This window comes from Azospirillum sp. BE72 (genome assembly GCF_031455875.1).
GTDB lineage: Bacteria > Pseudomonadota > Alphaproteobacteria > Azospirillales > Azospirillaceae > Azospirillum.
Genome location: NZ_JAVDTO010000014.1, coordinates 183,609 through 206,635, shown reverse-complemented (window position 1 = coordinate 206,635; position 23,027 = coordinate 183,609). Strand labels below are relative to the sequence as shown.

At 68.6% G+C, this 23,027-nt stretch carries 24 protein-coding genes; 21 read left to right on the top strand and 3 right to left on the bottom strand.

Features of this window, described 5'->3' with window-relative positions; all coding sequences use genetic code 11:
• Nucleotides 1–125: 125 nt before the first annotated feature.
• A complete protein-coding gene (gene zwf / locus J2Y49_RS25590) occupies nt 126–1,646 on the bottom strand; it encodes a glucose-6-phosphate dehydrogenase (protein WP_310118001.1) in 1,521 nt (506 codons plus the stop codon).
• Between the two features lie 162 nt (nt 1,647–1,808).
• On the bottom strand, nt 1,809–3,647 hold the full coding sequence (edd, locus tag J2Y49_RS25585; protein ID WP_310117999.1) for a phosphogluconate dehydratase: 1,839 nt from the start codon (nt 3,645–3,647) through the stop codon (nt 1,809–1,811).
• A gap of 259 nt (nt 3,648–3,906) precedes the next feature.
• Between edd and J2Y49_RS25580 the strand changes: the two genes are divergently transcribed.
• The 9 genes from J2Y49_RS25580 to pqqE all read left to right on the top strand — a co-directional run bounded on the left by J2Y49_RS25580 (nt 3,907) and on the right by pqqE (nt 10,490).
• On the top strand, nt 3,907–4,782 hold the full coding sequence (locus J2Y49_RS25580; RefSeq protein ID WP_310117997.1) for an SIS domain-containing protein: 876 nt from the start codon (nt 3,907–3,909) through the stop codon (nt 4,780–4,782).
• A gap of 248 nt (nt 4,783–5,030) precedes the next feature.
• Nucleotides 5,031–5,489 (top strand): cytochrome c-550 PedF, encoded by a 459-nt coding sequence (pedF, locus tag J2Y49_RS25575; RefSeq protein WP_310117996.1) that lies wholly within the window; start codon nt 5,031–5,033, stop codon nt 5,487–5,489.
• Nucleotides 5,490–5,662: 173 nt separating this feature from the next.
• On the top strand, nt 5,663–6,310 hold the full coding sequence (locus J2Y49_RS25570; protein WP_149226629.1) for a response regulator transcription factor: 648 nt from the start codon (nt 5,663–5,665) through the stop codon (nt 6,308–6,310).
• 131 nt (nt 6,311–6,441) lie between these two features.
• Nucleotides 6,442–7,011 (top strand): rhodanese-like domain-containing protein, encoded by a 570-nt coding sequence (locus tag J2Y49_RS25565; RefSeq protein WP_310117993.1) that lies wholly within the window; start codon nt 6,442–6,444, stop codon nt 7,009–7,011.
• A gap of 137 nt (nt 7,012–7,148) precedes the next feature.
• Nucleotides 7,149–7,229, top strand: coding sequence for a pyrroloquinoline quinone precursor peptide PqqA (pqqA, locus tag J2Y49_RS32475; RefSeq protein ID WP_014249839.1), 81 nt, complete (start codon nt 7,149–7,151; stop codon nt 7,227–7,229).
• 109 nt (nt 7,230–7,338) lie between these two features.
• The gene (gene pqqB, locus J2Y49_RS25560) at nt 7,339–8,271 is read left to right on the top strand and encodes a pyrroloquinoline quinone biosynthesis protein PqqB (protein WP_310117992.1); all 933 of its coding nucleotides are present in this window, start codon (nt 7,339–7,341) and stop codon (nt 8,269–8,271) included.
• Nucleotides 8,268–9,056, top strand: coding sequence for a pyrroloquinoline-quinone synthase PqqC (gene pqqC, locus J2Y49_RS25555; protein WP_310117991.1), 789 nt, complete (start codon nt 8,268–8,270; stop codon nt 9,054–9,056). Before pqqB ends, pqqC begins: the two co-directional genes overlap by 4 nt.
• Complete coding sequence (gene pqqD, locus J2Y49_RS25550; RefSeq protein WP_310117990.1) at nt 9,053–9,349, top strand: pyrroloquinoline quinone biosynthesis peptide chaperone PqqD; 297 nt, start codon at nt 9,053–9,055, stop codon at nt 9,347–9,349. Before pqqC ends, pqqD begins: the two co-directional genes overlap by 4 nt.
• 22 nt (nt 9,350–9,371) lie before the next feature.
• Complete coding sequence (gene pqqE / locus J2Y49_RS25545) at nt 9,372–10,490, top strand: pyrroloquinoline quinone biosynthesis protein PqqE (RefSeq protein WP_310117988.1); 1,119 nt, start codon at nt 9,372–9,374, stop codon at nt 10,488–10,490.
• Nucleotides 10,491–10,578: 88 nt separating this feature from the next.
• Here pqqE and J2Y49_RS25540 read toward each other — a convergent pair whose 3' ends face one another.
• Nucleotides 10,579–10,755 (bottom strand): hypothetical protein, encoded by a 177-nt coding sequence (locus tag J2Y49_RS25540; RefSeq protein ID WP_310117986.1) that lies wholly within the window; start codon nt 10,753–10,755, stop codon nt 10,579–10,581.
• A 168-nt stretch (nt 10,756–10,923) separates the two neighbouring features.
• Between J2Y49_RS25540 and J2Y49_RS25535 the strand changes: the two genes are divergently transcribed.
• From J2Y49_RS25535 to J2Y49_RS25480, 12 genes are all read left to right on the top strand, one after another.
• Complete coding sequence (locus J2Y49_RS25535; RefSeq protein ID WP_310117984.1) at nt 10,924–11,856, top strand: ABC transporter substrate-binding protein; 933 nt, start codon at nt 10,924–10,926, stop codon at nt 11,854–11,856.
• A 9-nt stretch (nt 11,857–11,865) separates the two neighbouring features.
• Complete coding sequence (locus J2Y49_RS25530; protein ID WP_310117982.1) at nt 11,866–13,047, top strand: ABC transporter permease; 1,182 nt, start codon at nt 11,866–11,868, stop codon at nt 13,045–13,047.
• Nucleotides 13,044–13,988, top strand: coding sequence for an ABC transporter ATP-binding protein (locus J2Y49_RS25525; RefSeq protein ID WP_310117980.1), 945 nt, complete (start codon nt 13,044–13,046; stop codon nt 13,986–13,988). Before J2Y49_RS25530 ends, J2Y49_RS25525 begins: the two co-directional genes overlap by 4 nt.
• On the top strand, nt 13,985–14,743 hold the full coding sequence (locus J2Y49_RS25520) for an ABC transporter permease (protein WP_310117978.1): 759 nt from the start codon (nt 13,985–13,987) through the stop codon (nt 14,741–14,743). The genes J2Y49_RS25525 and J2Y49_RS25520 overlap by 4 nt, the downstream gene beginning before the upstream one ends.
• A gap of 237 nt (nt 14,744–14,980) precedes the next feature.
• On the top strand, nt 14,981–15,937 hold the full coding sequence (locus J2Y49_RS25515; RefSeq protein WP_310117976.1) for a thiamine pyrophosphate-dependent dehydrogenase E1 component subunit alpha: 957 nt from the start codon (nt 14,981–14,983) through the stop codon (nt 15,935–15,937).
• A gap of 16 nt (nt 15,938–15,953) precedes the next feature.
• Nucleotides 15,954–16,922 carry a pyruvate dehydrogenase complex E1 component subunit beta gene (locus tag J2Y49_RS25510; RefSeq protein ID WP_310117974.1) on the top strand — a complete coding sequence of 323 codons (969 nt, stop codon included), beginning with the start codon at nt 15,954–15,956 and terminating at the stop codon, nt 16,920–16,922.
• Between the two features lie 48 nt (nt 16,923–16,970).
• Nucleotides 16,971–17,459, top strand: coding sequence for a cytochrome c (locus tag J2Y49_RS25505; protein WP_310117973.1), 489 nt, complete (start codon nt 16,971–16,973; stop codon nt 17,457–17,459).
• 116 nt (nt 17,460–17,575) lie between these two features.
• The gene (locus J2Y49_RS25500) at nt 17,576–19,714 is read left to right on the top strand and encodes a 3-hydroxyacyl-CoA dehydrogenase NAD-binding domain-containing protein (protein WP_310117971.1); all 2,139 of its coding nucleotides are present in this window, start codon (nt 17,576–17,578) and stop codon (nt 19,712–19,714) included.
• Between the two features lie 170 nt (nt 19,715–19,884).
• Nucleotides 19,885–20,400 carry a hypothetical protein gene (locus J2Y49_RS25495; protein WP_310117970.1) on the top strand — a complete coding sequence of 172 codons (516 nt, stop codon included), beginning with the start codon at nt 19,885–19,887 and terminating at the stop codon, nt 20,398–20,400.
• 280 nt (nt 20,401–20,680) lie between these two features.
• A complete protein-coding gene (locus tag J2Y49_RS25490; RefSeq protein WP_310117967.1) occupies nt 20,681–21,394 on the top strand; it encodes a flagellar hook capping FlgD N-terminal domain-containing protein in 714 nt (237 codons plus the stop codon).
• 41 nt (nt 21,395–21,435) lie between these two features.
• The gene (flgE, locus tag J2Y49_RS25485) at nt 21,436–22,731 is read left to right on the top strand and encodes a flagellar hook protein FlgE (protein WP_310117965.1); all 1,296 of its coding nucleotides are present in this window, start codon (nt 21,436–21,438) and stop codon (nt 22,729–22,731) included.
• Between the two features lie 4 nt (nt 22,732–22,735).
• Nucleotides 22,736–22,993 carry a hypothetical protein gene (locus tag J2Y49_RS25480; RefSeq protein WP_310117963.1) on the top strand — a complete coding sequence of 86 codons (258 nt, stop codon included), beginning with the start codon at nt 22,736–22,738 and terminating at the stop codon, nt 22,991–22,993.
• The last annotated feature ends 34 nt before the right edge of the window (nt 22,994–23,027 follow it).

Genomic DNA, 23,027 nt, shown 5'->3' with positions numbered 1-23,027 from the left:
CGTGTCGGTCGCTGCCGGTTCGGCGGCGCCGGCGTCGTTCGCGTCGGGAGGCGTCTTATATGCGGCCCACCCCAAACCGCGCAAGCACTTTTTTCGCCACCATGTCGATTTTCCGAGCGACCCGCTCAGAAAGCCGCCGACGGGATGTCGTCGTCGTGCCAGGTGCGACCGTCACGCTCGATCAGCGCGATGGACTGCGAGGGACCCCAGGTGCCGGCGATGTAGGGCTTCGGCATCTCATGCCGGGCGGCCCAACCGTCGATGATCGGCTCGGCCCACTGCCACGCGGCCTCGACCTCGTCGCGGCGCATGAACAGGGTGGAGTTGCCGCGCACCACATCCATCAGCAGCCGCTCGTAGGCATCGGGGAAACGGCCGCCGAAGGTCTGGGCGAAGCTGAGGTTGAGGGCGGCCGGGCGCAGGCGCATGCCGCCCGGTCCCGGCTCCTTGGTCATCAGGTGCAGGCGGATGCTCTCGTCGGGCTGCAGCCGCACGATCAGACGGTTGGCCTGCAACTCGCCCGCCGCCTGCGGGAAGATCGAATGGCGGATCGGGCGAAACTGGATGACAATCTCCGACATCTTGGCCGGCAGGCGCTTGCCGCTGCGCAGGTAGAAGGGCACGCCGGCCCAGCGCCAGTTGTCGATCTCCAGCTTCAGCGCGACGAAGGTTTCGGTGCCACTGCCGGGCGGGATGCCGGGTTCGTCGAGATAGCCGGGCACCGCACCGCCGGCGACCGCACCGGCGCGATACTGGCCGCGGACGGTGCAGCCGCCGATCTCGTCGGTCCCGATCGGCTTGAGGGAGCGCAGCACCTTCAGCTTCTCGTCGCGCACCGATTCCTGGGCCAGCGAGATCGGGCATTCCATGCCGACAAGACAGACGAGCTGCAGCAGGTGGTTCTGCACCATGTCGCGGAGCGCGCCGGACTGGTCGTAATAGCCGCCGCGCTCCTCCACGCCGACCGTCTCGGCGACGGTGATCTGCACATGATCGATGTGGTTGGCGTTCCACAGCGGCTCGAACAAGGAGTTGCCGAAGCGCAGAGCCAGCAGGTTCTGCACCGTCTCCTTACCCAGATAATGGTCGATGCGGTAAATCTGCTGTTCCGAAAAGACGGCGCCGACCTGATCGTTGATCTCCTGCGCCGAGGCGAGGTCGCGGCCGATCGGCTTTTCCAGCACGACGCGGGACTCCGCGGTGGCGAGGCCGAAGGCACGCAGTTGGTCGCAGATCGGGCCGAACAGGCCGGGCGAGGTCGCAAGATAGAAGATGCGCACCGCGCCGTTGCGCTGGGCCAGCGGGTTCTCCAGCCGCTCCGCCAGATCGCGCCAGCCGTCGTCGGAGGTGGCATCGACCGGGACATAGTCCAGCCGCTCCAGGAAGCGCGCGATCAGGCCGGTGTCGCGGTCGTCGGCGGGAACATGCTGGAGGATCGCCTGCTCCGCCTTGGCGCGATAGTCGGATGGGCTCAGCGGGCTGCGCGAAACGCCGATGATGCGACTGCCGTCGGCCACCTGCCCCGCCTTGTCGCGCAGATAGAGCGCCGGCAGCAGCTTGCGCAGGGCCAGATCGCCGGTGCCACCGAACACGGTGTAGTCGAAGGGAGGCAGTGCGGGGGCGGCAACGGTGGAGCGGGGTTGCATCTTCGGACCTCTCGACATCGGTGACACGGTGCCTCAGGCAACCCGTGCGTCATGGTGCCACAGGGATGGGCCGGTCACAATCCGGGCCGGCATGGCCCGGCGCCGGCCCGAACGTCCATGGAATTACGCCGGATGGAATTCCGCCGGATGGTATTACGCCGATCAGCCCAGCAGGTTGAGGACCGAGGCGCCGCTCTCCGCCGGGCCGGCATTGTTGCGGAACAGGGAGAACAGCTCGCGCCCGCAGCCGTGGGAGGCATCCTCGCTCGGCGGCGGCGGGGCGCCGCGGTTCTCCCACTCCGCTGCTTCGACCAGGGCGTCGAGCGTCCCGGCCTCCGCGTCCAGCCGCAGGATGTCGCCGTCGCGAACGCGGCCGAGCGGGCCGCCGCCCTTCACCTCAGGCGTGACATGGATGGCCGCCGGCACCTTGCCCGAAGCACCGGACATGCGGCCGTCGGTCACCAGCGCGACCTTGAAGCCCTTGTCCTGCAGCACGCCCAGCGGCGGGGTCAGCTTGTGCAGTTCCGGCATGCCGTTGGCGCCGGGGCCCTGATAACGGACGACGACGATCACGTCGCGGTCGAGTTCGCCGCCACGGAAAGCGGTCTGGACGGCCTCCTGGTTATCGAAGACGCGGGCCGGAGCCTCGACGATGCGGTGCTCGGGCTTGACCGCCGAGGTCTTAATGACGCCGCGGCCGAGATTGCCGGTCAGCACGCGCAGGCCGCCTTCGGCCGCGAAGGGCGCCGCGGTGGTGGCGACGACCGTCGGATCGCCACTCTGGTCGGTGGCGGCACGGGTCCAGGTCAGGGCGCCGCCCTCGTCGAGGTCCGGCATACTGCGGTAGGGCTCCAGCCCGCCCTCGCCCAGGATGGTGGAGATGTCGGTGTGGACGAGGCCTGCGTCGATCAGCTGGCCGATGACGAAGGGCATGCCGCCGGCCTGATGGAAGCGGTTCACGTCGGCGCTGCCGTTGGGGTAGACCCGGGCCAGCAGCGGGACGACCGCCGACAGTTCCGAGAAATCCTCCCAGTTCAGTTCGATGCCGGCGGCGGCGGCGATGGCCGGGATGTGCAGGGTGTGGTTGGTCGAACCGCCGGTGGCCAGCAGCCCGACGATACCGTTGACCAGCGCGCGCTCGTCGACGATGCGGCCGATGGGGATGCCGGCGCCGGGCGCGGTCATCGCCACCACCCGGCGGGCCGCCGCGTCGGTCAGCGCATCGCGCAGCGGCGTGTTGGGGTTGACGAAGCTGGCGCCCGGCAGGTGCAGGCCCATGATCTCCATCAGCATCTGGTTGGTGTTGGCGGTGCCGTAGAAGGTGCAGGTGCCGGGCGCATGGTAGGACTTGGACTCCGCATCCAGCAACTCCTCCCGGCCGACCTTGCCCTGGGCATAGAGCTGGCGCGCCTTGGCCTTGTCGGCATTGGACAGGCCGGACGGCATCGGCCCGGCGGGCACGAAGATGGTCGGCAGATGGCCAAAGGCGAGCGCGCCGATCGTCAGGCCGGGGACGATCTTGTCGCAGATGCCCAGGCACAGCACGCCGTCGAAGGTGGCGTGGGACAGCGCGACGCCGGTCGCCAGCGCGATGACGTCGCGGCTGAACAGGGACAGCTCCATCCCCTCATAGCCCTGGGTGACGCCGTCGCACATCGCGGGGACGCCGCCGGCGACCTGCGCCACGCCGCCGGCTGCGCGCACCGATTCCCGGATCATGGCGGGATAGCGCTCGTAGGGCTGGTGGGCGGAGAGCATGTCGTTGTAGGCGGTGACGATGCCGATCGACGGCTGGGTCTCGCCGCGCAGAGCCGCCTTGTCGTTCGCCCCACAGGCGGCGAAGGCGTGGGCGAGATTGGCGCAGCCGAGGCGATGGCGGCGCGGCTTCGCGCCGGCGCTTTCCAGCCGCGCCAGATAAGCCGCACGGCGGTCGCGGCTGCGCTCGGCGATGCGCTCCGTCACGCGGGCCACGACAGAATTCAGAGGGGCGGGCTTGCTCATGATCGCGTCTCGACCGTTAGAGGGAGGCGATGATTTCCGGAACGGACCATACGCCAGGGGCGACGGGGTGTGAAGAAAAATTTTTTCATATATGGGGTTCCGGTGCCGGATTTCTCGCCATGTGCGGCAAAATTCTTCATAGTGGACTCTGCGTCCCGGCGGGGGATGCCATCGGGCGCCGCCCCCGCAGGGCCTTGCTGGAAAGTAATTTTACGCCATGCCACCACCGGTCAACAGCGCTGCCTCCAACACTGCACCATTGGATATACTGGACACGATCCGCCGGCTGCGCGGTGAGTTGAAGCGGTCCGAGGGGCAGATCGCCGATCTGGTACTGGCCGAACCGCGCCGGGTGTTGGACCTGAACGTCACATCCCTCGCGCAGGCGGCGGAGGTGAGCGAGGCGACTGTCGTGCGCTTCTGCCGCAGCGTCGGCTGCGCCGGTTTTCCGGATTTCAAGCTGCGTCTCGCCGAATGCCAAGCGCGCGACGCCCTGCGCGACGAGGTGCGGAGCGGCACGCCCTATGTCAGCCAGGATGTGGCGCCCGACGACGATGTCGGCACGCTGGCGCGAAAAATTTTTTCATCGAGCGCCGCGGCACTGACGGCCGCCTCCGCCACGCTGGACGAACGGGCGCTGGAGCAGGCCATCGCCCTGCTGGCCGCCGCACCGCGCGTTCTGTGTGTCGGCACCGGCGGGTCCAGCGCGTTGGCGCAGGATGCGGCGCACAAGCTGCTGCGCTTCGGCGCCGATGCCCAGCCCTGCGCCGACCCGGTGCTGGCGCGCATGCTGCTGGTCAACATGGGGGCCGGCGGGGTGCTGCTGGCGCTGTCCAACACCGGGCGCAGCGGGGCGATCAACGAGCTGGCGGCAGCGGCGCGGGCACAGGGCACGGCGGTGGTCGCGATCACCGCCCCGCGGTCTCCGCTGGCCAGCATGGCGAGCGTGGTCGTCGCCAGCCGGCCGGTGGAGGATACGGAGATGTACACGCCGATGGCCTCGCGGCTTGTGCACCTGACGCTGATCGACGTGCTGTCGACGGGCGTGGCGCTGCGGCTCGGCGAGCCGGCGGTGCGGCAGTTGGCGAAGGTGAAGGCGGCGATCAATGCCGGGCGGCTCCCGCCACTGGCGTGACCGGAGCGCGCGACCCTGCCGCATGCGTCATCCGACCATCGTTCAAGATGCCGCCGGACGGTCCGGCCGTGCGTGAGCCTGACGGCGCTCCGCGGCCTTGTACCATTGTCGAATAATTAAGCGAACGAACGATTGCTATCCTCGGCCGCAATCCGGCCCCGCAACCGTCCCGCATGCCCGCAAATCCTTGGGCAGTGGGCGACGGGAGTGCGGCGGCCACAAGAAGGATGCAGGAAGAGGACGCACCGATGACGCTCAGCCCCGCCACGCCGCCCCTCCCCAGCCGCCGTCCGGCACTGCATGCCGCCGCCCTGGCCGGAGTGCTGGCGCTGGCGCTGCCCGGTCCGGTCCATGCCCATGGCGATGTCGTGCCGCAGGCGGTCGATACCAGCGGGCTGGAGAAGCTGGGCGACAAGTGGCGCGACAGCAATCCCTACCGCAGCAACCAGCGCGCCATCGAGATCGGCGCTTCCGCCTTCAACCAGAATTGCGCGCGCTGCCATGGGCTGGGCGCTGTGTCCGGCGGCATCGCTCCCGACCTGCGCTATCTGGAAAAGGGAGATGCCGGCGACGAATGGTACAAGGAGCGCGTGATCAACGGCTCGATACGCAACGGCGTCACCTATATGCCGGCCTTCGGCGAGGCGCTGGGGCAGGAGGCGCTGTGGGCCATCCGCTCCTGGCTGGAAACCGTGCACGAGGACTGAGCACAGAGTCTTGGACCGAAGGGAGTAACACTGATGGCTGTGCGGCATGTTCGCGCACAAAACAATTCGCGTCATTCGCGGTGTTGCGCCTTCCCATTTTGGTCTGACACAATGACCGAGAGACTTTTTACCATACCCCGCCCCGCCCGCCGCTGCACAGGGAACCGCAGGCCATGACCCGGATCCTGATTGCCGATGATCACCCGATGGTGCGCGATGCCTTGCGCAGCGCGGTTCTCTATTCCTGCCAGGCCACCGACGTGATGGAGGCGGACCGGCTCGACAGCGTCATGCAGGCGCTGGAGGAGCGCGGCGACCTAGACCTCGTGCTTCTCGACGTCAACATGCCGGGCATGAACGGGCTGGGCGGGCTGCGCACGCTGCGCCAACGCTTTCCGGCGACGCCGGTCGTCGTCGTGTCCGCCCATGAGGAACGTCGCTGGGTTCGCGAGGCGATGGAGAGCGGCGCCGCCGGCTTCATCCCGAAATCGACCCCGCGCGACGCCATCGCCGCGGCCCTGCGACAGGTGCTGAACGGTGAACTCTATGTCCCGCCGCAGGCCGGCGACGACGGCGTCGAAGAGGCGGAGGACGCCGAAACCGCGGAGATCGCGCGGCGCATCGCAACCCTGACCGCGCAGCAGCTGCGGGTTCTGGAATTGCTCGGCACCGGCAAGCTGAACAAGGAGATCGCCTTCGACCTCAGCATCACCGAAACGACGGTGAAGGCGCATGTCTCCGCCATCCTGCAGAAGCTGAAGGTCTACAGCCGCACCCAGGCGGTGGTGATCGCCAACCGTGTGCTGGCCGAGCGGCGGTGAGAGGCGACGACGAATTGCCCCCTCCCCGACCCTCCCCCTCTTCGAGGGAGAGGGAGTTGAGTGCGGGAGCGGCGGAGTTCCCTCTCCCTCGAAGAGGGGGAGGGTTAGGGAGGGGGCACAACTTCCCCAAAATGATCACCCTCCTCGTCCCCCTCATTCTCCTCTCGGTCTCCACCCCAACCCTCGCCGCGGGCATCCCCCAGCCCGATGGCTACCGCCTGTCCGACTACCGCTCCCCCACGCCGGACGGCATTTCCGGAGGCGAGACGGTCGACACGCCGGCCGTACAGACCCTGCTGTCGCAAGGCCGCGTCATCCCGATCTTCGTCCAGCGGCTGGAGCGCAGCACGCTCCCCGGCGCCCCCTGGCTGCAATCCAAGCCATACCGCCAGATTCCCGGCAGCGTGTGGCTGCCCAATGTCGGCATGGGCGCGCCCGACGACGCGACTCTGGCCTGGTTCGAATCGCAGCTGGAGCGGCTGACCGCAGGCGACCGGGCGCGGGACCTGCTGTTCTATTGCCTGTCCGATTGCTGGCTGTCGTGGAACGCGGCCAAGCGCGCGGTGTTGCTTGGCTATGCCCGCGTCCATTGGTACCCGACGGGCATCGACGGCTGGATGGAGGCCGGTCTGCCGACGGAGGAGGCGTATCCGCTGCCGCCCCCGCCGCCCGGCGCCGCACGCAGCCCGTCCGCGCCCTGACACGCTTGCGGACGGTGTCGCCGAAAGGGGTGGCGGATTGCACCATCGTAGCATGGCGGTCCTCCATCCCGGACCGCTACTCTTCATCTCGCCAACCATCTTGGTCAGCAACAGTCAGCAAACAGGAGCATCACGCAATGAAGACCTGGCGCAAACCGAAGACCACCGAGATCGCCGTCGGCACCGAGATCAACGCCTACGCCTGCGCCGGCCTCTAAACCGGTCGATGCGGAGCCGGGGAGACGGGGTGCTGGCATCCCCTCCCCGGCATCCAATCCAAGAAGCCGCGGCAAGACGGTTTTCAGATAAGACGTGAAGGCGGTGGCGATGAAGATTCTCGTCCTCGGTTCGGCGGCCGGCGGGGGCTTCCCGCAATGGAACTGCGCCTGCGAGGGCTGCCGCCGTGCCCGCACCGGCGACCCGGCGGCGAAGCCGCGCACCCAATCGTCGCTGGCGGTGACCGTCGATGGCGAGCGCTGGCTGCTGCTGAACGCCTCGCCCGACCTGGGCGCGCAGATGCTCGCCAACCCGCAGCTTCACCCGAAGGGGTCCTTGCGCGGCAACCCGATCGCCGCGGCACTGCTGACCAACGCCGACATCGACCATGTCGCGGGTCTGCTGACCCTGCGCGAATCCCATCCCTTCGCCGTCTATGCCACGCCGCGCGTCCATGGCGTGCTTGCCGCAAACAGCGTCTTCAACGTGCTGAACCCGGAGTTCGTCGCCCGCCGCCCGATGGCGCTGGGCGAGCCGTTCCAGCCCGCCGGGGCCGACGCCCGCCCCCTGGGGCTGGAGGTGGAGGTCTTCGCCGTGCCGGGCAAGGTCGCGCTCTATCTGGAGGACGCGTCGGCCGGTCCCGGATTCGGTTCCGTCGCCGAGGACACGGTGGCGCTGCGCATCCGCCCGGCCGACGGGTCAACTGAAGGCTTCTTCTACATCCCCGGCTGCGCCGGCATGCCGGGCTGGCTGGCCGACCGGCTGCATGGCGCGCCGCTGGTGCTGTTCGACGGCACGACCTGGACCGACGACGAGATGATCCGCAGCGGCACCGGCGTGAAGACGGCGGCACGCATGGGGCACATGCCGATGTCGGGAGCGTCGGGCAGCATGGCCGCCTTCGCGCCGCTGAACGTCGCCCGCAAGATCTACATCCACATCAACAACACGAACCCCGCCCTGCTGGAGGATTCGCCCGAACGGGCGGAAGCCGAGGCGGCCGGCTGGCGCATCGCCCATGACGGGCTGGAGCTGACCCTATGACCGAGCATGCAGCTGTCCCGATGTCCCGCGAGGAGTTCCGCGCCGCTCTCTATGCCATCGGCGAACGGCAGTATCACGACCTCCACCCCTTTCATCAGCTGCTGCACGGCGGCGGGCTGAAGAAGGGGCAGATCCAGGCCTGGGCGCTGAACCGCTTCTATTATCAGGTGTCGATCCCGCGCAAGGATCTGACCATCATGTCCCGCATGGACGACCCGGCGCTGCGCCGCGCCTGGCTGCAGCGGGTGCTGGACCATGACGGGCTGACCCAGTCCGGCGAATTGGACGAGACCAGGGTCGGCGGCATCGAGCGCTGGCTGCGGCTGACCGACGGGCTGGGGCTGGACCGCGACTACGTGAAGTCGCTGGAGGGCATCCTGCCCGCCACCCGCTTCGCAGTGGATGCCTATGTCAACTTCGTCCGCGACCATTCCCTGCTGGAGGCGGTGGCGTCCTCGCTGACCGAGTTGTTCGCGCCGTCGATCCATCGCGAGCGCATCGCCGGCTTCGAGCGCAACTACGCCTTCGCCAACGACAGTACGCTGTCCTACTTTCGCAAGCGGCTGGACGAGGCGCCGCGCGATGTGAAGTTCGGGCTGGAATATGTGCTGACCAATGCCCATACAGCGGAACAACAGCGCCAGTGCCTGCGCGCGCTCCGTTTCAAGACGGAACTGCTGTGGGCCCAACTGGACGCCCTGCATCACGCCTATGTCACCCCCAACCTGATCCCGCCCGGCGCCTTCGTGCCGGAGGACATGGAACCGACACGGTACAGCCGGTGAACGCACTCTCTCCCCATATCGGCGAAGCCGACCGGCTGCGGCTGGCCCCCGGCGTCATGCTGCGCAACGACCGCCGCCGCGGCGAATGGATGCTGATGGCGCCCGAACGGCTGCTGGTGCTGGACGAGATGGCGCTGGCGGTGGTGCGCGCCTGCGTCGGGGCGGAGGTCGCCGACGTGGCCGCCGGCATCGACCGGCTGACGACGGAATACGACGCCCCCCGCGCGGAGGTCGCCGCCGACGTGCTGGAGATGCTGACCGACCTGCGCAACAAGGGCTATGTCGTCACATGAAGTGCCCCAGGAGGTGCGTCACATGAGCTGCGCCCTGCCCGCCTTCGCCGCCGCGTCGGCCGCCGAACCGGCACCGCCCTTCGCCGTGCTGATGGAGCTGACGCACCGCTGCCCGCTGCGCTGCCCCTACTGTTCCAACCCGGTGGCGCTCGATGCCGCCAGCGCCGAGCTGGACACCGCCACCTGGAAGCGGGTGCTGGACGAGGCGGCCGATGTTGGCGCCCTGCAGGTCCATTTCTCCGGCGGCGAGCCCTGCGTCCGCAAAGATCTGGAGGAGCTGGTCGCCCACGCGACGGAGATCGGGCTCTACAGCAACCTGATCACCTCCGCCGTCCTGCTCGACCAGCCGCGGCTGGAGCGGTTGCAGCGCGCCGGGCTTCAGCATGTGCAGATCAGCCTGCAGGATTCGGAGGCCAACGGTGCCGACCGCGTCGGCGGCTTCAAGGGCGGTCATGTCAAGAAGCTGGAGGTCGCGCGCGCGGTGGTGCGGCAGGGGCTCGCGCTGACCATCAATGCCGTGCTGCATCGCCACAACATCGACCGGGTCAACGACGTCATCGATCTGGCGATGGAACTCGGCGCCGGCCGGATCGAGATCGCCAACGTGCAGTATTACGGCTGGGCGCTCGCCAACCGCGCCGCGCTGATGCCGTCGCGCGAACAGCTTCTGACGATGGACGCCGCGGTGCGGGCCCGCCTGCCGGAACTGGCCGGGCGCATCGTGGTCGACTACGTCGTGCCCGACTATTACGCCCGCCGGCCGAAAAGCTGCATGGGCGGCTGGGCGCGGCGCTTCATGAACGTCACGCCGCGTGGCCGCGTCCTGCCCTGCCACGCCGCCGAGACCATTCCGGGGCTGGAGTTCGAGACGGTCCACGACCGCAGCCTGTCCGACATCTGGCGCGACGGCCCGGCCTTCGCCCGCTACCGCGGCACCGCCTGGATGCCGGAACCCTGCCAATCCTGCGACCACAAGGAAGAGGACTGGGGCGGCTGCCGCTGCCAGGCGCTGGCGCTCGCCGGCAGTGCCGATGCGACCGACCCGGTGTGCGAGTTGTCCCCCGCCCATGCGGAGGTCGCCGTGCTGCGCGACCGCGACGCCGCGGCGCTGGGGACGGAGTGGCGGTATCGCGGGGTGTGAGGAGCGTCGGCTTCGAATGCCCCCACCCTAACCCTCCCCCGCCCAGCGGGGGAGGGTTAGGTGGGGGTCTTACGCCGCAAGAATCCCCTCACCCCTCCCGCCCCGACCCACCCTTCTTGCCGCCGCCGTCCTGCTTGTTGACGGTGGCCCAGGCGCGCCGCTCGGCCTCGTCCTGGGAGACGCCGCGCTTCTCGTAGCCTTCCTCGATATGCTCGGCCTTGCGCTTCTGCTTGTCGGTGTATTTGTCCTTGTCGCCCTGGGACATCGGGTCCTCCTGTCGCAATGTCCCGCTCAACAGCATCGACCGATGGAAGGTTCCTCACCGTATTAGGCTGAATCTCATATCCGGGACCGGACATTCGGAAAGCGCGTCTTGCCGTAAGCGCTGCCGTCGCCCATCCTTTCCCCAAAGCTTACCGGGGGAGGATCAGGGGTGTTCAAACTGTTCAACAGGGGCCGGACCGTGATGGGCGCGGCGGTGCTGGCGCTGGGCCTGGTCGCCGGGGCGGCGCAGGCGGCGGATGCGGTGCGCGTCGGCTCCAAGCTGGATGCGGAAAGCGGGCTGCTCGGCACCATGATCCTGCAGATGCTGCAAGCCAACGGCATCCCGACGGAGAACAGGATCCAACTCGGCCCGACCAAGATCGTGCGCGGCGCACTGCTGTCGGGCGAGATCGACGTCTATCCCGAATACACCGGCAACGGCGCCTTCTTCTTCAATGTGGACAGCGATCCGGTCTGGAAGAATGCCGGCGCCGGCTATGAGAAGGTCCGGCAGCTGGACCGGGAGAAGAACAACATCGTCTGGCTGAAGCCGGCCCCCGCCAACAACACCTGGGCACTGGCCGTCCGCCGCGACGTCGCCGACGCTAACAAGCTGAAGACGATGGAGGATTTCGCCAAATGGGTTTCCGGCGGCGGCAAGGCGAAGGTCGCCGCCTCGGCCGAGTTCGTGGAGAGCCCTGCCGCCCTGCCCTCCTTCCAGCAGACCTACGGCTTCGCATTGAAGCCCGACCAGATGCTGATCCTGGCCGGCGGCGACACCGCGGCGACCATCCGTGCGGCGGCGGAGCAGACCTCCGGCGTCAACACCGCCATGGTTTACGGCACCGACGGCGCCATCGCCGCTCTGGACCTCGTCGTTCTGACCGACACCAAGGGGGCGCAGATGGTGTATGAGCCGGCGCCGACCGTCCGGGCATCGGTGCTGACGGCGAACCCGAAGATCGCCGATCTGCTGAACCCGGTCTTCGCCAGCCTGGACGCCGAGACGCTGCGGGGACTGAACGCGAAGATCTCGGTGGACGGACAGGACCAGAAGCAGGTCGCCACCGATTACCTGAAGTCCAAGGGCTTCCTGAAGTAAGCCGGTGACGTGACCGTCCGCGTGCCCCTGCACAACCGCGTCGCCCTGCTGATGGCGATGGCCGCCGCCGTCGCCGCCGTCGCGCTGCCCTTCCTGGGCTTCGCGCCCAACCGGCTGCTGTCCGGCCGGCCGGTGCCACTCTGGGCGGCGGCGCAGGGCGTCGGTTTCCTGGCCCTGCTGCCCGGGCTGGTCCTGCTGGCGACGCCGTTCCTGCGGCCGACGCGCGTCGGGCTCGGCCTGACGGTGGCGGCGGGGGGGCTGTTCGCGGCCGGGCTGGTCTGGCTGGCGGGCCATCACGCGGCGGTGTTGGCGCAGGGAGCATCGGCGGCGGCGCGCACCTCCTTCGCGTCCGGCTTCTGGGTGATGGCGGCGGCGGGATTGCTGACCGCGGTCGACGCGGCGCGGCGGATGGGGCTTGGTCCGCTCGGCCGTCTGGCTATCGGTGGGACCGTTGCCGGGCTGGTGGCGCTGCAACTGGCGACCGGCCATCTCGATGCGCTGTCGATCCTCAAGGAATACGCCAACCGTCGCGACGTCTTCGCCGACGCCGTGCTGCGCCACGCCACGCTGGTGACGGCGGCGCTGGTGCCGACGCTGCTGGTCGGCGTTCCGCTGGGCGTGGCGGCGCACCGGGTGGAGGCGGTCGGGCGCGCGGTGTTCCCGGTGCTGAACGTCGTGCAGACGGTGCCGTCCATCGCGCTGTTCGGGCTGCTGATGGCTCCGCTGGCGGCACTCGGCGCTCTGCTGCCGGGCTCCGGGATCAGCGGGGTCGGACCGCTGCCGGCGGTGATCGCGCTGACCCTCTATTCGCTGCTGCCCATCGTCCGCAACACCGCGGTCGGGCTGGACGGCGTGCCGGCCCCGGTGCGGGAGGCCGCGCGCGGCATGGGCCTGACGCCGCGCCAGATCTTCCTGCGCGTCGACCTGCCGCTGGCCCTGCCGGTCTTCCTGTCGGGCCTGCGCATCACCGTGGTGCAGGCGGTCGGGCTGGCGGCGGTGGCCGCACTGATCGGTGCCGGCGGGCTGGGCGCCATCATGTTCCAGGGGCTTTTCGCCAACGCGCTGGACCTTGTGCTGCTGGGGGCCGTTCCCGTCATCCTGCTGGCGGTGGCGGCGGACGCCCTGCTGTCCATCGGCATCGCCGCCGCCACCAGCCACATCGGCCTTTCGCCGGGAAGGAGTGCGCCATGATCGACTTCGAGCGCGTGAGCAAGCGCTTCGGCTCCTGGACGGCGGTGGACACCGTGTCCTTCACCGTGGCGGAGGGCGAGTTCCGCGTGCTGATCGGCCCGTCCGGCTCCGGCAAATCGACGGTGCTGCGCATGATCAACCGGCTGATCCCGGCGGATGAGGGTGCCATCCGCATCGACGGCGAGGACATCGCCTCCCTGAAGCCGGAGGAATTGCGCCGGCGCATGGGCTACGTCATCCAGTCGGTCGGCCTCTTCCCGCACTGGACGGTGGAGCGCAACATCGCCACCGTGCCGGCCTTGCTGGGTTGGCCCAAGGCGCGCATCCGCGACCGGGTGACCGAACTGCTGGAGTTGCTGAACCTCGACCCGCGCCGCTACCGCTCGGCCTATCCGCACCAGCTGTCCGGCGGGCAGCAGCAGCGCGTCGGCGTCGCCCGCGCGCTGGCGGCGGAACCGCGCATCCTGCTGATGGACGAGCCGTTCAGCGCGCTCGACCCCATCACCCGCGCCAGCCTGCAGGCGGAGCTGTCGGCCATCCACCGCCGCACCGGCACCACCGTGGTCTTCGTCACCCACGACATGGACGAGGCCTTGCGGCTGGGCGACAGCATCGCCGTGATGGACCATGGCCGCCTGATCCAGTGCGCAACCCCGCTGGAGATCCTGACCCGCCCGGCCAGCCCGCTGGTGCGCGATCTGGTGGGACGCGAGGAGTGGGGGTTGAAGCGGCTTGCGGTGGAGACGGCCGGCGACCGCGCCCGTCCGCAGGAAAGCGTCGGCGGTGAGCCGCTGCCGTCCGAAACTCCGCTTCACCGCGCCCTGTCTGAGATGGTGTCCCGCGGGGCCGAACGGCTTCCGGTGGTGGATGGCGACGGCCAGCCGGCCGGGGTGCTGCACCTGTCCGACCTCGTCCGTCCTGCGCCGGACCGGGCGGCATGACAGTCGCCGGCATGGCCCCGCGGGAGTTCCTGACCGACCGGCTGATGCTGGGGCTGGTGGCGCTGGTGGCGCTGGTGCTGGGCATGCCGTCGCTGAAGCCGCTGTTCGCCACGCTCTATCCCGGCCTCGACCGTCCGCTCTACGAGGCTGAGAGCTTCGTCCGGCTGACTCTCGATCATATGGCGCTGGTCGGCCTCTCCAGCGTCGCCGCCATCCTGCTGGGTGGCGGGGCCGGCATCGCCGTCACGCGCCCCTGGGGGCGGGAGTTCCGCGGCCTTCTGGAAACCGTCGCCACCATGGGCCAGACCTTCCCGCCGGTGGCGGTGCTGGCGCTGGCCGTGCCGGTGATGGGCTTCGGCCCGGAACCGGCGCTGATCGCGCTGACGCTCTACGCCCTGCTGCCGGTGGTGGAGAACACGGTCGCCGGGCTGGACGGCGTCTCCCCCGCGGTGCTGGATTCCGCCCGCGGCCTCGGCATGGGACCGGCGGAGGTGCTGGTCAAGGTGGAGCTGCCGCTGGCCGCCCCGGTGATCCTGGCCGGCGTGCGGACCGCCGTCATCATCAATGTCGGCACCGCCGCCATCGCCTCAACCGTCGGGGCGAAGACCCTCGGCCTGCCCATCATCGTCGGGCTGAACGGATCCAATCAAGCCTACGTCATCCAGGGCGCTTTGATCGTTGCCGCACTTGCGGTGGTGATCGATGCCGGGTTCGACCGGCTGGCCGGATGGCTGACACGCTGGTCGCGGCGCTGAAAAATCGATATGATTCAGATAATTATATCGACGGAGACACTTAATGATCTTTTAGCATTCCGGTAAGAAACAGTTAGTACCCGAAGTTCGATTAGCATGCCTATGGTCGTTTCCGAACACGGACCGTTCGGAATGCAACATCGCCGCAGGCCCCGCCGCTTCGCTGAAGAGGGGCATGAGGGCGCCGCGAAGAAGAAGCCCCGCATCCGAACGGTCTCCGAATTCAGGGAGACCACCATGAGCATTCATCCACTGGACCCCATCCAGGCCCTGGAACGCATGATGCTGATCCGGGCCTATGAAGAAACGCTGATCGACCTGCATGGCCGCGGACGCGCCGCCGGCACCTGCACCTCGGTGGGGCAGGAGGCGCCGGCAGTCGGCGTCGTATCCGCGCTGACCGCCGACGACCTGATCCTGACCAACCACCGCAGCGCCGGCCACCTGCTGGCCCGCGGCGCCGATCCCGGCCGCATGCTGGCGGAGGTGATGGGCAAGCGTGACGGCTATTGCGGCGGCAAGAGCGGGTCGCTGCACATCTCCGCCAAGGATCTCGGCGTCGTGCTGACCTCCACCATCGTCGGCGGCGAGCTGGCGCTGGCGACCGGCGTCGGGCTGTCGCGCAGCATGCTGAACAAGTCGGGCATCGTCGCCTGCTTCTTCGGCGACGGCGCCGCCACCGAAGGGCGTTTCCAGGAATCGCTGAACCTCGCCGCGGTGTGGAAGCTGCCGATCCTCTATGTCTGCGAAAACAACCAGTGGCAAGCCTTCGTCCACCGCAAGGAAACCATGCTGGCCGACAGCATCGCCGGTCAGGCTGAGGCGCTGGGGGTGGAGAGCGCCGTGGTCGACGGCAACGACCCGCTGGCCATGTTCGACGCCGCCTGCACCGCCATCGACGCCATCCGCCGCACCGGCAAGCCTTTCCTGCTTGAGGCGATGACCTACCGCCTGCGTGGCCACTTCGAGCCCGACGACCAGGCCTATGTCGACCGGACCGAACTGGCTCACTGGCGCGACCGCGACCCGATCCTGCGCCTTCGTGCAAGGCTGGAGCGCGAAGGCCGCCTGAGCGTCGACGGCATCGCCGCCATCGAATCCCGCGTCCGCGCAACGATGGAGGCCGCAACCGCCTTCGCCGACGCCAGCCCCTATCCGGGCCCCGACGCCCTGACCACCGACGTCTACGCCTGAGCGGAGGCCAGCCACCATGACCACCATGACCACCATGACCGTCAACGACGCGATCTCCGCCGCCCTGGCCGAAGAGATGCAGCGCGATCCCACCGTGATGATCTTCGGCGAAGGCGTCGCCACCAAGCGCCGCGACCTGCTGGAGCGGTTCGGCGCCGCCCGCGTGCGCAACACCCCGCTGGCGGAGGGCATCATCGCCGGCACCGCCGCCGGGGCCGCCGCCACCGGCCTGCGCCCGGTGGTGGACCTGCTGTTCGCCCCCTTCCTCTGCTATGCCATGGACGAGATCGTCAACAGCGCCGGCAAGCTGCGCTACATCTCCGGCGGACAGTTCAGCTTCCCGATGGTGGTGCTGGCGATGACCGGCGCCGGCTGGGGCGTCGGCGCCCAGCACAACCACAATGTGGAGAGCTGGTTCGTCCACAGCCCCGGCCTGAAGATCGTCATGCCCTCCACCCCCGCCGACTTCAAGGGGCTGATGAAGGCGGCGATCCGCGACGACAACCCGGTGCTGGTCTTCGCCGACATCGCGCTCGGCTACAGCGCCGGCGAGGTGCCGGAGGATGCCGACGCCATCCCGCTGGGCAAGGCGGCGGTGCGGCGCGTGGGCCGCGACGTGACGCTGGTGTCCTATGCCAAGACGGTCGGCACCTGCATGGCCGCCGCCGACACACTGGCCGCCGCCGACATCGACGCCGAAGTGATCGACCTGCGCAGCCTGAAGCCGCTGGACGAGGCCGCCATCCTGCGCTCCGTCGCCAAGACCGGCCGTCTGGTCGTGGTGCATGAGGCGAGCCGCCTGTGCGGCGTCGGCGCGGAGATCGCCGCCCTGGTGGCGGAGAAGGCCTTCGCCAGCCTGCGCGCGCCGGTTCTGCGCCTGACCGGCCCCGACGCCCCGGCCCCGGCGAGCTTCCCGCTGGAACAGGCCTTCGTCCCGCAGGCCGACGCCATCGTCGCGGCCGTCCGGTCGCAGATGGGCGGCTGACGCAGCTCTCGATTGCCCGCCATATCCCTTTCCCCGGAGCACACCCCGATGATCCGCCAAACCCTGTCCGCCCTGCTTCTTTCCGCGACCCTCGCAAGTCCTGCCCTGGCCGACGACGCGGTCGCCCGCGGCAAATATCTCGTCACCGTGATCAGCTGCGGCGATTGCCACACGCCGGGCCATCTGCTGGGCAAGCCGGACCTCGCCCGCGCGCTCAGCGGCTCGGATGTCGGGTTCGAGATCCCCGGCCTCGGTGTCTTTCACGGCTCCAACCTGACCCCCGACAAGGAGACCGGGATCGGCAACTGGACGGAGGAACAGATCGTCACCGCCATCCGCACCGGCAAGCGGCCGGACGGGCGCATGCTTGCCCCGGCCATGCCCTGGATGTCCTTCGCCGCGCTCAGCGACGAGGACGCCCGCGCCATTGCCGTCTATCTGAAAAGCCTGCCCCCGGTCGCCAACAAGGTTGCCGGTCCCTTCGGTGCAACCGACAAGCCGTCGGGCTTCGTCATGCGGGTCTCGGCCCCGCAGTGACAGCAAATTCCGTATAGCAAAACTATATTCCGAAAACTTGCATTCAGCGGATCGTCTGTTAGAATGACCGTCCGCGGGCCGACGTGCCCTGATTCAAGGCTTTTCGGAGAGCGCCGATGCCGTCGCCGGCCCAGACTGAAGCGGTTCAGCCCAATCCCGTCCAGTACGCGCGCCAAGGGCGCATCGGCGTCATCACCGTGGATTATCCGCCGGTGAACGCCGTCGGCCATGGCGTGCGCAGCGGGCTGGTGGCGGCGCTGGACGCCGGGCTTGCCGATGCGGAAGCGGAGGCGCTTCTGTTGGTCTGCGCCGGCCGCACCTTCATGGCCGGGGCGGATATCCGGGAGTTCGGCAAGCCGTCGGCCCCGCCGACCCTGCCGGAGGTGGTGGCGCGCCTCGACGCCTCGGCCAAGCCGGTGATCGCCGCCATCCACGGCACGGCGCTGGGCGGCGGGCTGGAGGTGGCGTTGGCCTGCCATGTCCGCGTCGCGCTGAAATCGGCAAAGCTCGGCCTGCCGGAGGTGAAGCTGGGGCTGCTGCCCGGCGCCGGCGGCACCCAGAGGCTGCCGCGGCTGGTCGGCGCAGCCAAGGCGCTCGACATGATCCTGTCCGGCGACCCGGTGAGCGCGGAGGAAGCCCTGGCCATCGGCCTCGTCAATGCGGTGGAGGACGGCAATTCGCCGCTCGACGCCGGTGTGCGGGCCGCGGAACGGCTGCTGGCAGACGGGTTGCTGACAGACCGGCGGATGCCGCAGCCGGTCAGCGCCCGCACCGACCGGATCGCCGAGACCGATCCGGCCCTGTTCACGGCCAAGCGGGCGGAACTGGCGAAGCGTCAGCCGCACCTGTTCTCTCCCCACCGGATCGTCGATGCGGTGGAGGCCGCCGTCACCCTGCCCTTCGCCGAGGGCACGGCGCGCGAGCGGGAGCTGTTCCTGGCCTGCATGGACTCGCCCCAGCGCGCCGGGCTGATTCATGCCTTCTTCGCGGAGCGCGAGGTGGCGAAGGTCCCCGGCCTGCCCGCCGGCACGCCGACACGCGACATCCGCAAGGTCGGCGTGATCGGGGCCGGCACCATGGGCGGCGGCATCGCCATGTGCTTCGCCAATGCCGGAATCCCGGTGGTTCTGGTGGACAGCGCGCAGGAGGCGCTCGACCGCGGCATCGCCGCCATTCGCCGCAACTACGAAGCCACCGCCCGCAAGGGCCGGCTGACCGCCGCACAGCTGGATGAGCGGATGGGACTGATCCTCCCCACCCTCTCCTACGGCGACCTCGCCGACGCCGATCTGGTGGTGGAGGCGGCATTCGAGAGCATGGAGGTCAAGCAAACCATCTTCCGGACGCTGGACGAGACCTGCAAACCCGGCGCGATCCTCGCCACCAACACCTCGACGCTGGATGTCGACGCCATCGCCGCAGCCACCGGCCGGCCGCAGGACGTGCTGGGCATGCATTTCTTCAGCCCGGCCAACGTCATGCGCCTGCTGGAGGTGGTGCGCGGCGCCCGGACCTCCGATACCGTGCTGGCAACCGTGATGGCGCTGGCCCGCAGGATCGGCAAGGTGGGCGTGGCGGTCGGCGTCTGCTACGGCTTCGTCGGCAACCGCATCCTGCACCAGCGCGGTCGCGAGTCGATGGCGCTTGTCGAGGAGGGCGCCAGCCCCGAGCAGGTCGACCGCGTACTCACCGAATTCGGCTTCCCGCTCGGCCATTTCTCGATGACCGACCTTGCCGGCATCGATGTCGGCTGGCGCATCCGCGAAGAGCGCCGCAAGGCCGGCGATCCGGAGGCGCAGGCGTCCAACTGGCTGGACGTGCTGGCGGAACGCGGCCGTTACGGCCAGAAGACCTCGGCCGGCGTCTACCGCTACGAGCCCGGCAGCCGCACCCCCATCCCCGACCCGGAGGTGGCGGCGGTGATCGAGGAGGACCGCCGACGGCGCGGCATCACCCCGCGCACCGTCAGCGACGAGGAGGTTCGCGAACGCTGCCTCTACGCCATGGTCAATGAAGCCGCCAAGATCCTGGAGGAGGGCATCGCCGCACGGCCGGTCGACATCGACGCCATCTGGCTGCACGGCTACGGCTTTCCGTCCTGGCGCGGCGGCCTGCTGTTCTGGGCCGACCGCGAGGGGCTGGGCAAAATCGCAGCATCCGTGCAGCGTTACCACCGCGACATCGGCGGACCGCAATGGCGCCCATCCGCTTTGCTTCTGCAACGGGCGGCGGATGGACAGCCGATCGGATGCTGAATCCGGAATGTGAATTACAGCCCGGAAACTAGTTTGCATTACCGATTGTTAGGATTCTTCCCTATACTCTTCCCACAGAGCCGCTCCACCGGCCCCTTCCCGTCCCCCCAGGCGGCGGAACCGGTGGAGCGGTCCTGAAAGCGGCCCGAACCTGACCGAAGGGGAAGAGCATGAAGGACATCACCGTCGCAGCCACTGGCTGGGGTCTCCACGCCGTCGCCTGCACCGGCCTTCCTCTTGCCTCCCCCTCCGCCTGGCTCGGGACGCTGCGCAACGCGCTGTCCGGCACCGGCTCGGGCTCCCGCCTGTTCCTGGATTTGCGGGAGGTCGGCAATTCCCCCCTGCCGCCGTCCCATCTTGGAGCTTTGGCTTCGGTCCTGGCCCAGGCCGGGTTCAGTGCGGTTCTGGTGCCGGACCTCCGGCTCGGCCACGCGCTGTGCGATGCGGTCCGCCGCAGCGGCGGCACGGGCGGCAGCGAAACGGCCACCGGCCTGCGCGTCCTCCCGACGGCGGGCCGCGACCGGGTCGCCATCGCCGCCGCCTACCAGTGGCTGTTGAACGGCCGGGAGCCTGCGGATGCCTTGAGGGTGTCCGACGGCCGCCCGTCGGTTCTGGCCTTCCCCGTCACCGCCGCGCACCGGCCCACGACCTCCCCCGGTCGCTCCGACCTGCGCCGCGCCGGCTGACGGGTTTCCCGTAACGGCTGTTTCGCAACCGTTTTTCCTGCAGTCATCGTCGTCTCACCTGCCTTTTCGCCCCGGCCGGACCCCGTCCCGCCGGGGCTTTTTATTCGCATCGCATTTTTCCCGAAAAAACCGCGCCAGCTTTCGCCACGCGTTCCGTGGATAGCCACAGAACGAACGGAGCGGCGCCTGCCCGTCGCCCATTCCAGAACGACACCGGCCCGAACCGCCGCTGACTCCCCGCCGGAGTCCGCGAACGGGCCACCATTGGGTGGAGAGCGCGATGCTGGTGGATTCGGTCGGTTCCACGTCCTCGACAACCACGACGTCCTCGTCGTCCACTTCGAGCATTTCGTCGTCAAGCAGTTCATCGTCCAGCGTCAGCGAAAGCTACGAGACGTTCCTGACCCTGCTGCTGAAGCAGTTGGAAACCCAGGACCCGACGAACCCGGTGGACACCACCACCTTCACCACCCAGCTCGTCCAGCTTTCCGGGCTGGAACAGCAGATGACGACCAACGACAAGCTCGACGAGCTCAACAGCACGGTCTCCGACCTTGCCAGTTCGGTGAGCTCGTCGCTCGGGTCCGGCAGCAGCGCCATCAATTACTACGGCAAGACGGTCGAGGCCGAAGGCTCCACCACGCCGCTGCAGGACGGCGAAGCGACCTGGGAATACGACCTCGACTCCGCCGCCGCCTCGGTCAAGCTGACCATCACCGATTCCAGCGGCAACACGGTCTACAGCGACGTCAGTTCCTCCACCGATGCCGGCACCCATGAAGTGACCTGGGACGGCATCGGCACCGACGGCAGCAGCTACAGCAGCGGCACCTACACGCTGACGGTGACGGCGCTCGACGCCAACGGCAAGGCCATCGACACGACCACGCGCTTCAAGGGCACCGTGACCTCGGTCGACAGCTCGTCCGGCACCGCGGTGCTGAGCGTCGGCGGCGTCAGCCTGTCGTCCGACGACGTGCTGTCGGTGTCCTGACCTCTCCTCCCCTCCCCGAATTCCAGACGACAGGTGCCGCGATGAGCATCACCAGCGCCATGTACAGCGCCGTGTCCGGGCTGACCGCCCAGAGCAAGGCGCTCGCCAGCATCTCCAGCAACATCGCCAATTCCAGCACCACCGGCTTCAAGGGCACCGTCACCGAGTTCACCTCCTACATCAACAAGACCACCACGGTCGACGAGCAGGTCGGCGGCGTCATCGCCTCGAACAGCCGCAGCATCAGCAGCCAGGGCGAGATCGAGACGTCCAGCGTCACCACCAATCTGGCTGTCAACGGCGAGGGCTTCTTCGTGGTGTCGGACGACACGGCCGATGGCGGGACCTACTTCACCCGCAACGGTTCCTTCAGCACCGATTCGGACGGGTATCTGGTGAATTCGGAGGGCTACTACCTCTCCGGCTGGAAGCTGGACGACAGCGGCAATGTCAGCGCTGGCAACAAGACCTCGGTCGACAGCCTGAACTCCATCAACCTCTCCAACATCAAGGGAACGCCGAAGGCGACCTCGACCCTCGGAATCGAGGCCAACCTGCCCTCCGATGCCGAAACCGGCGACAGCTTCACCTCCGATGTCGAGATGTTCGACGCGCTGGGCAACAGCCACTCGGTTACCATGACCTGGAGCAAGACCGCCGACAACACATGGTCGGTCAGCGCGTCCAACCCGGTCAGCTCCAACGATGGAACGACCACGACCGGCACCATTTCCGGCTTCCCGATCACGATCAGCTTCAACGACGACGGGTCGCTGGCCGGCGCCACCCAGAACGGCACGACGGTCGATCCCTCCGCCGTCTCCTTCTCGGTCACCGGCTGGACGACGGGCGCCCGCGACGGCAGCGTCACGATGGATCTCGGGACCGCCAACGGCACCGATGGGCTGACGCAATATGCGTCCGGCGAGGACGATCCTGAGATCGGCGACTGGACCTCGACCCAGAACGGCTATGAACCGGGCACGCTGACCGGCACGACCATCGACAGCACAGGTGTGGTGCGTGCCACCTTCGACAATGGCGAGACGCGGGCGATCTACCAGATCCCGATCGCGACCTTCGCCAATGCCGATGGCTTGGACAGCGAAAGCGGTACCACCTTCACCCAGACCTATGAGTCCGGCAACTACCAGCTGCGCACCGCCGGCGACGGCAAGGCAGGCGACATCGAAGCCGGATCGCTGGAAAGCTCCACCGTCGAACTGACCGACGAGTTCAGTCGCATGATCGTCGCCCAGCAGGCCTATTCCGCCGCGTCCAAGGTGATGACGACGGCGCAGGACATGCTGGACACGCTGATCTCGATGAAGCGGTGACGCCATGGCCGCCGGACCGGACGAAGGGTTCGCCCGCACCGAAAGCCTGCTGCTGGAACACCGGCGGCTGGTGGTGCAGGCGCAGTCGCTGCTGGCACGCGCCAGCACGCGCGCCGAGCGTCTGGCGCTGGCCGACGACCTGATCGCATTGATCGACCGGCTGGGCACCGAGAAGCGAGCGCTCGCCGCCCGCATCCACCGTGGCCGGGTCGCCAATGCGGCAGTCAGCGCCTATGGCAAGGCGATGGCGGCGCGACGGTGAGTGGTCGTGAGGTTTGGTGGGGGCACTCGGCGCC

Bases quoted from the DNA above. Each gene is read 5' to 3' on its own strand.
- zwf (WP_310118001.1), bottom strand. From the start codon at position 1,646: ATGCAACCCCGCTCCACCGTTGCCGCCCCCGCACTGCCTCCCTTCGAC.
- edd (WP_310117999.1), bottom strand. From the start codon at position 3,647: ATGAGCAAGCCCGCCCCTCTGAATTCTGTCGTGGCCCGCGTGACGGAG.
- pedF (WP_310117996.1), top strand. From the start codon at position 5,031: ATGACGCTCAGCCCCGCCACGCCGCCCCTCCCCAGCCGCCGTCCGGCA.
- J2Y49_RS25570 (WP_149226629.1), top strand. From the start codon at position 5,663: ATGACCCGGATCCTGATTGCCGATGATCACCCGATGGTGCGCGATGCC.
- J2Y49_RS25565 (WP_310117993.1), top strand. From the start codon at position 6,442: ATGATCACCCTCCTCGTCCCCCTCATTCTCCTCTCGGTCTCCACCCCA.
- pqqA (WP_014249839.1), top strand. From the start codon at position 7,149: ATGAAGACCTGGCGCAAACCGAAGACCACCGAGATCGCCGTCGGCACC.
- pqqB (WP_310117992.1), top strand. From the start codon at position 7,339: ATGAAGATTCTCGTCCTCGGTTCGGCGGCCGGCGGGGGCTTCCCGCAA.
- pqqC (WP_310117991.1), top strand. From the start codon at position 8,268: ATGACCGAGCATGCAGCTGTCCCGATGTCCCGCGAGGAGTTCCGCGCC.
- pqqE (WP_310117988.1), top strand. From the start codon at position 9,372: ATGAGCTGCGCCCTGCCCGCCTTCGCCGCCGCGTCGGCCGCCGAACCG.
- J2Y49_RS25540 (WP_310117986.1), bottom strand. From the start codon at position 10,755: ATGTCCCAGGGCGACAAGGACAAATACACCGACAAGCAGAAGCGCAAG.
- J2Y49_RS25525 (WP_310117980.1), top strand. From the start codon at position 13,044: ATGATCGACTTCGAGCGCGTGAGCAAGCGCTTCGGCTCCTGGACGGCG.
- J2Y49_RS25520 (WP_310117978.1), top strand. From the start codon at position 13,985: ATGACAGTCGCCGGCATGGCCCCGCGGGAGTTCCTGACCGACCGGCTG.
- J2Y49_RS25515 (WP_310117976.1), top strand. From the start codon at position 14,981: ATGAGCATTCATCCACTGGACCCCATCCAGGCCCTGGAACGCATGATG.
- J2Y49_RS25510 (WP_310117974.1), top strand. From the start codon at position 15,954: ATGACCACCATGACCACCATGACCGTCAACGACGCGATCTCCGCCGCC.
- J2Y49_RS25505 (WP_310117973.1), top strand. From the start codon at position 16,971: ATGATCCGCCAAACCCTGTCCGCCCTGCTTCTTTCCGCGACCCTCGCA.
- J2Y49_RS25500 (WP_310117971.1), top strand. From the start codon at position 17,576: ATGCCGTCGCCGGCCCAGACTGAAGCGGTTCAGCCCAATCCCGTCCAG.
- J2Y49_RS25495 (WP_310117970.1), top strand. From the start codon at position 19,885: ATGAAGGACATCACCGTCGCAGCCACTGGCTGGGGTCTCCACGCCGTC.
- J2Y49_RS25490 (WP_310117967.1), top strand. From the start codon at position 20,681: ATGCTGGTGGATTCGGTCGGTTCCACGTCCTCGACAACCACGACGTCC.
- flgE (WP_310117965.1), top strand. From the start codon at position 21,436: ATGAGCATCACCAGCGCCATGTACAGCGCCGTGTCCGGGCTGACCGCC.
- J2Y49_RS25480 (WP_310117963.1), top strand. From the start codon at position 22,736: ATGGCCGCCGGACCGGACGAAGGGTTCGCCCGCACCGAAAGCCTGCTG.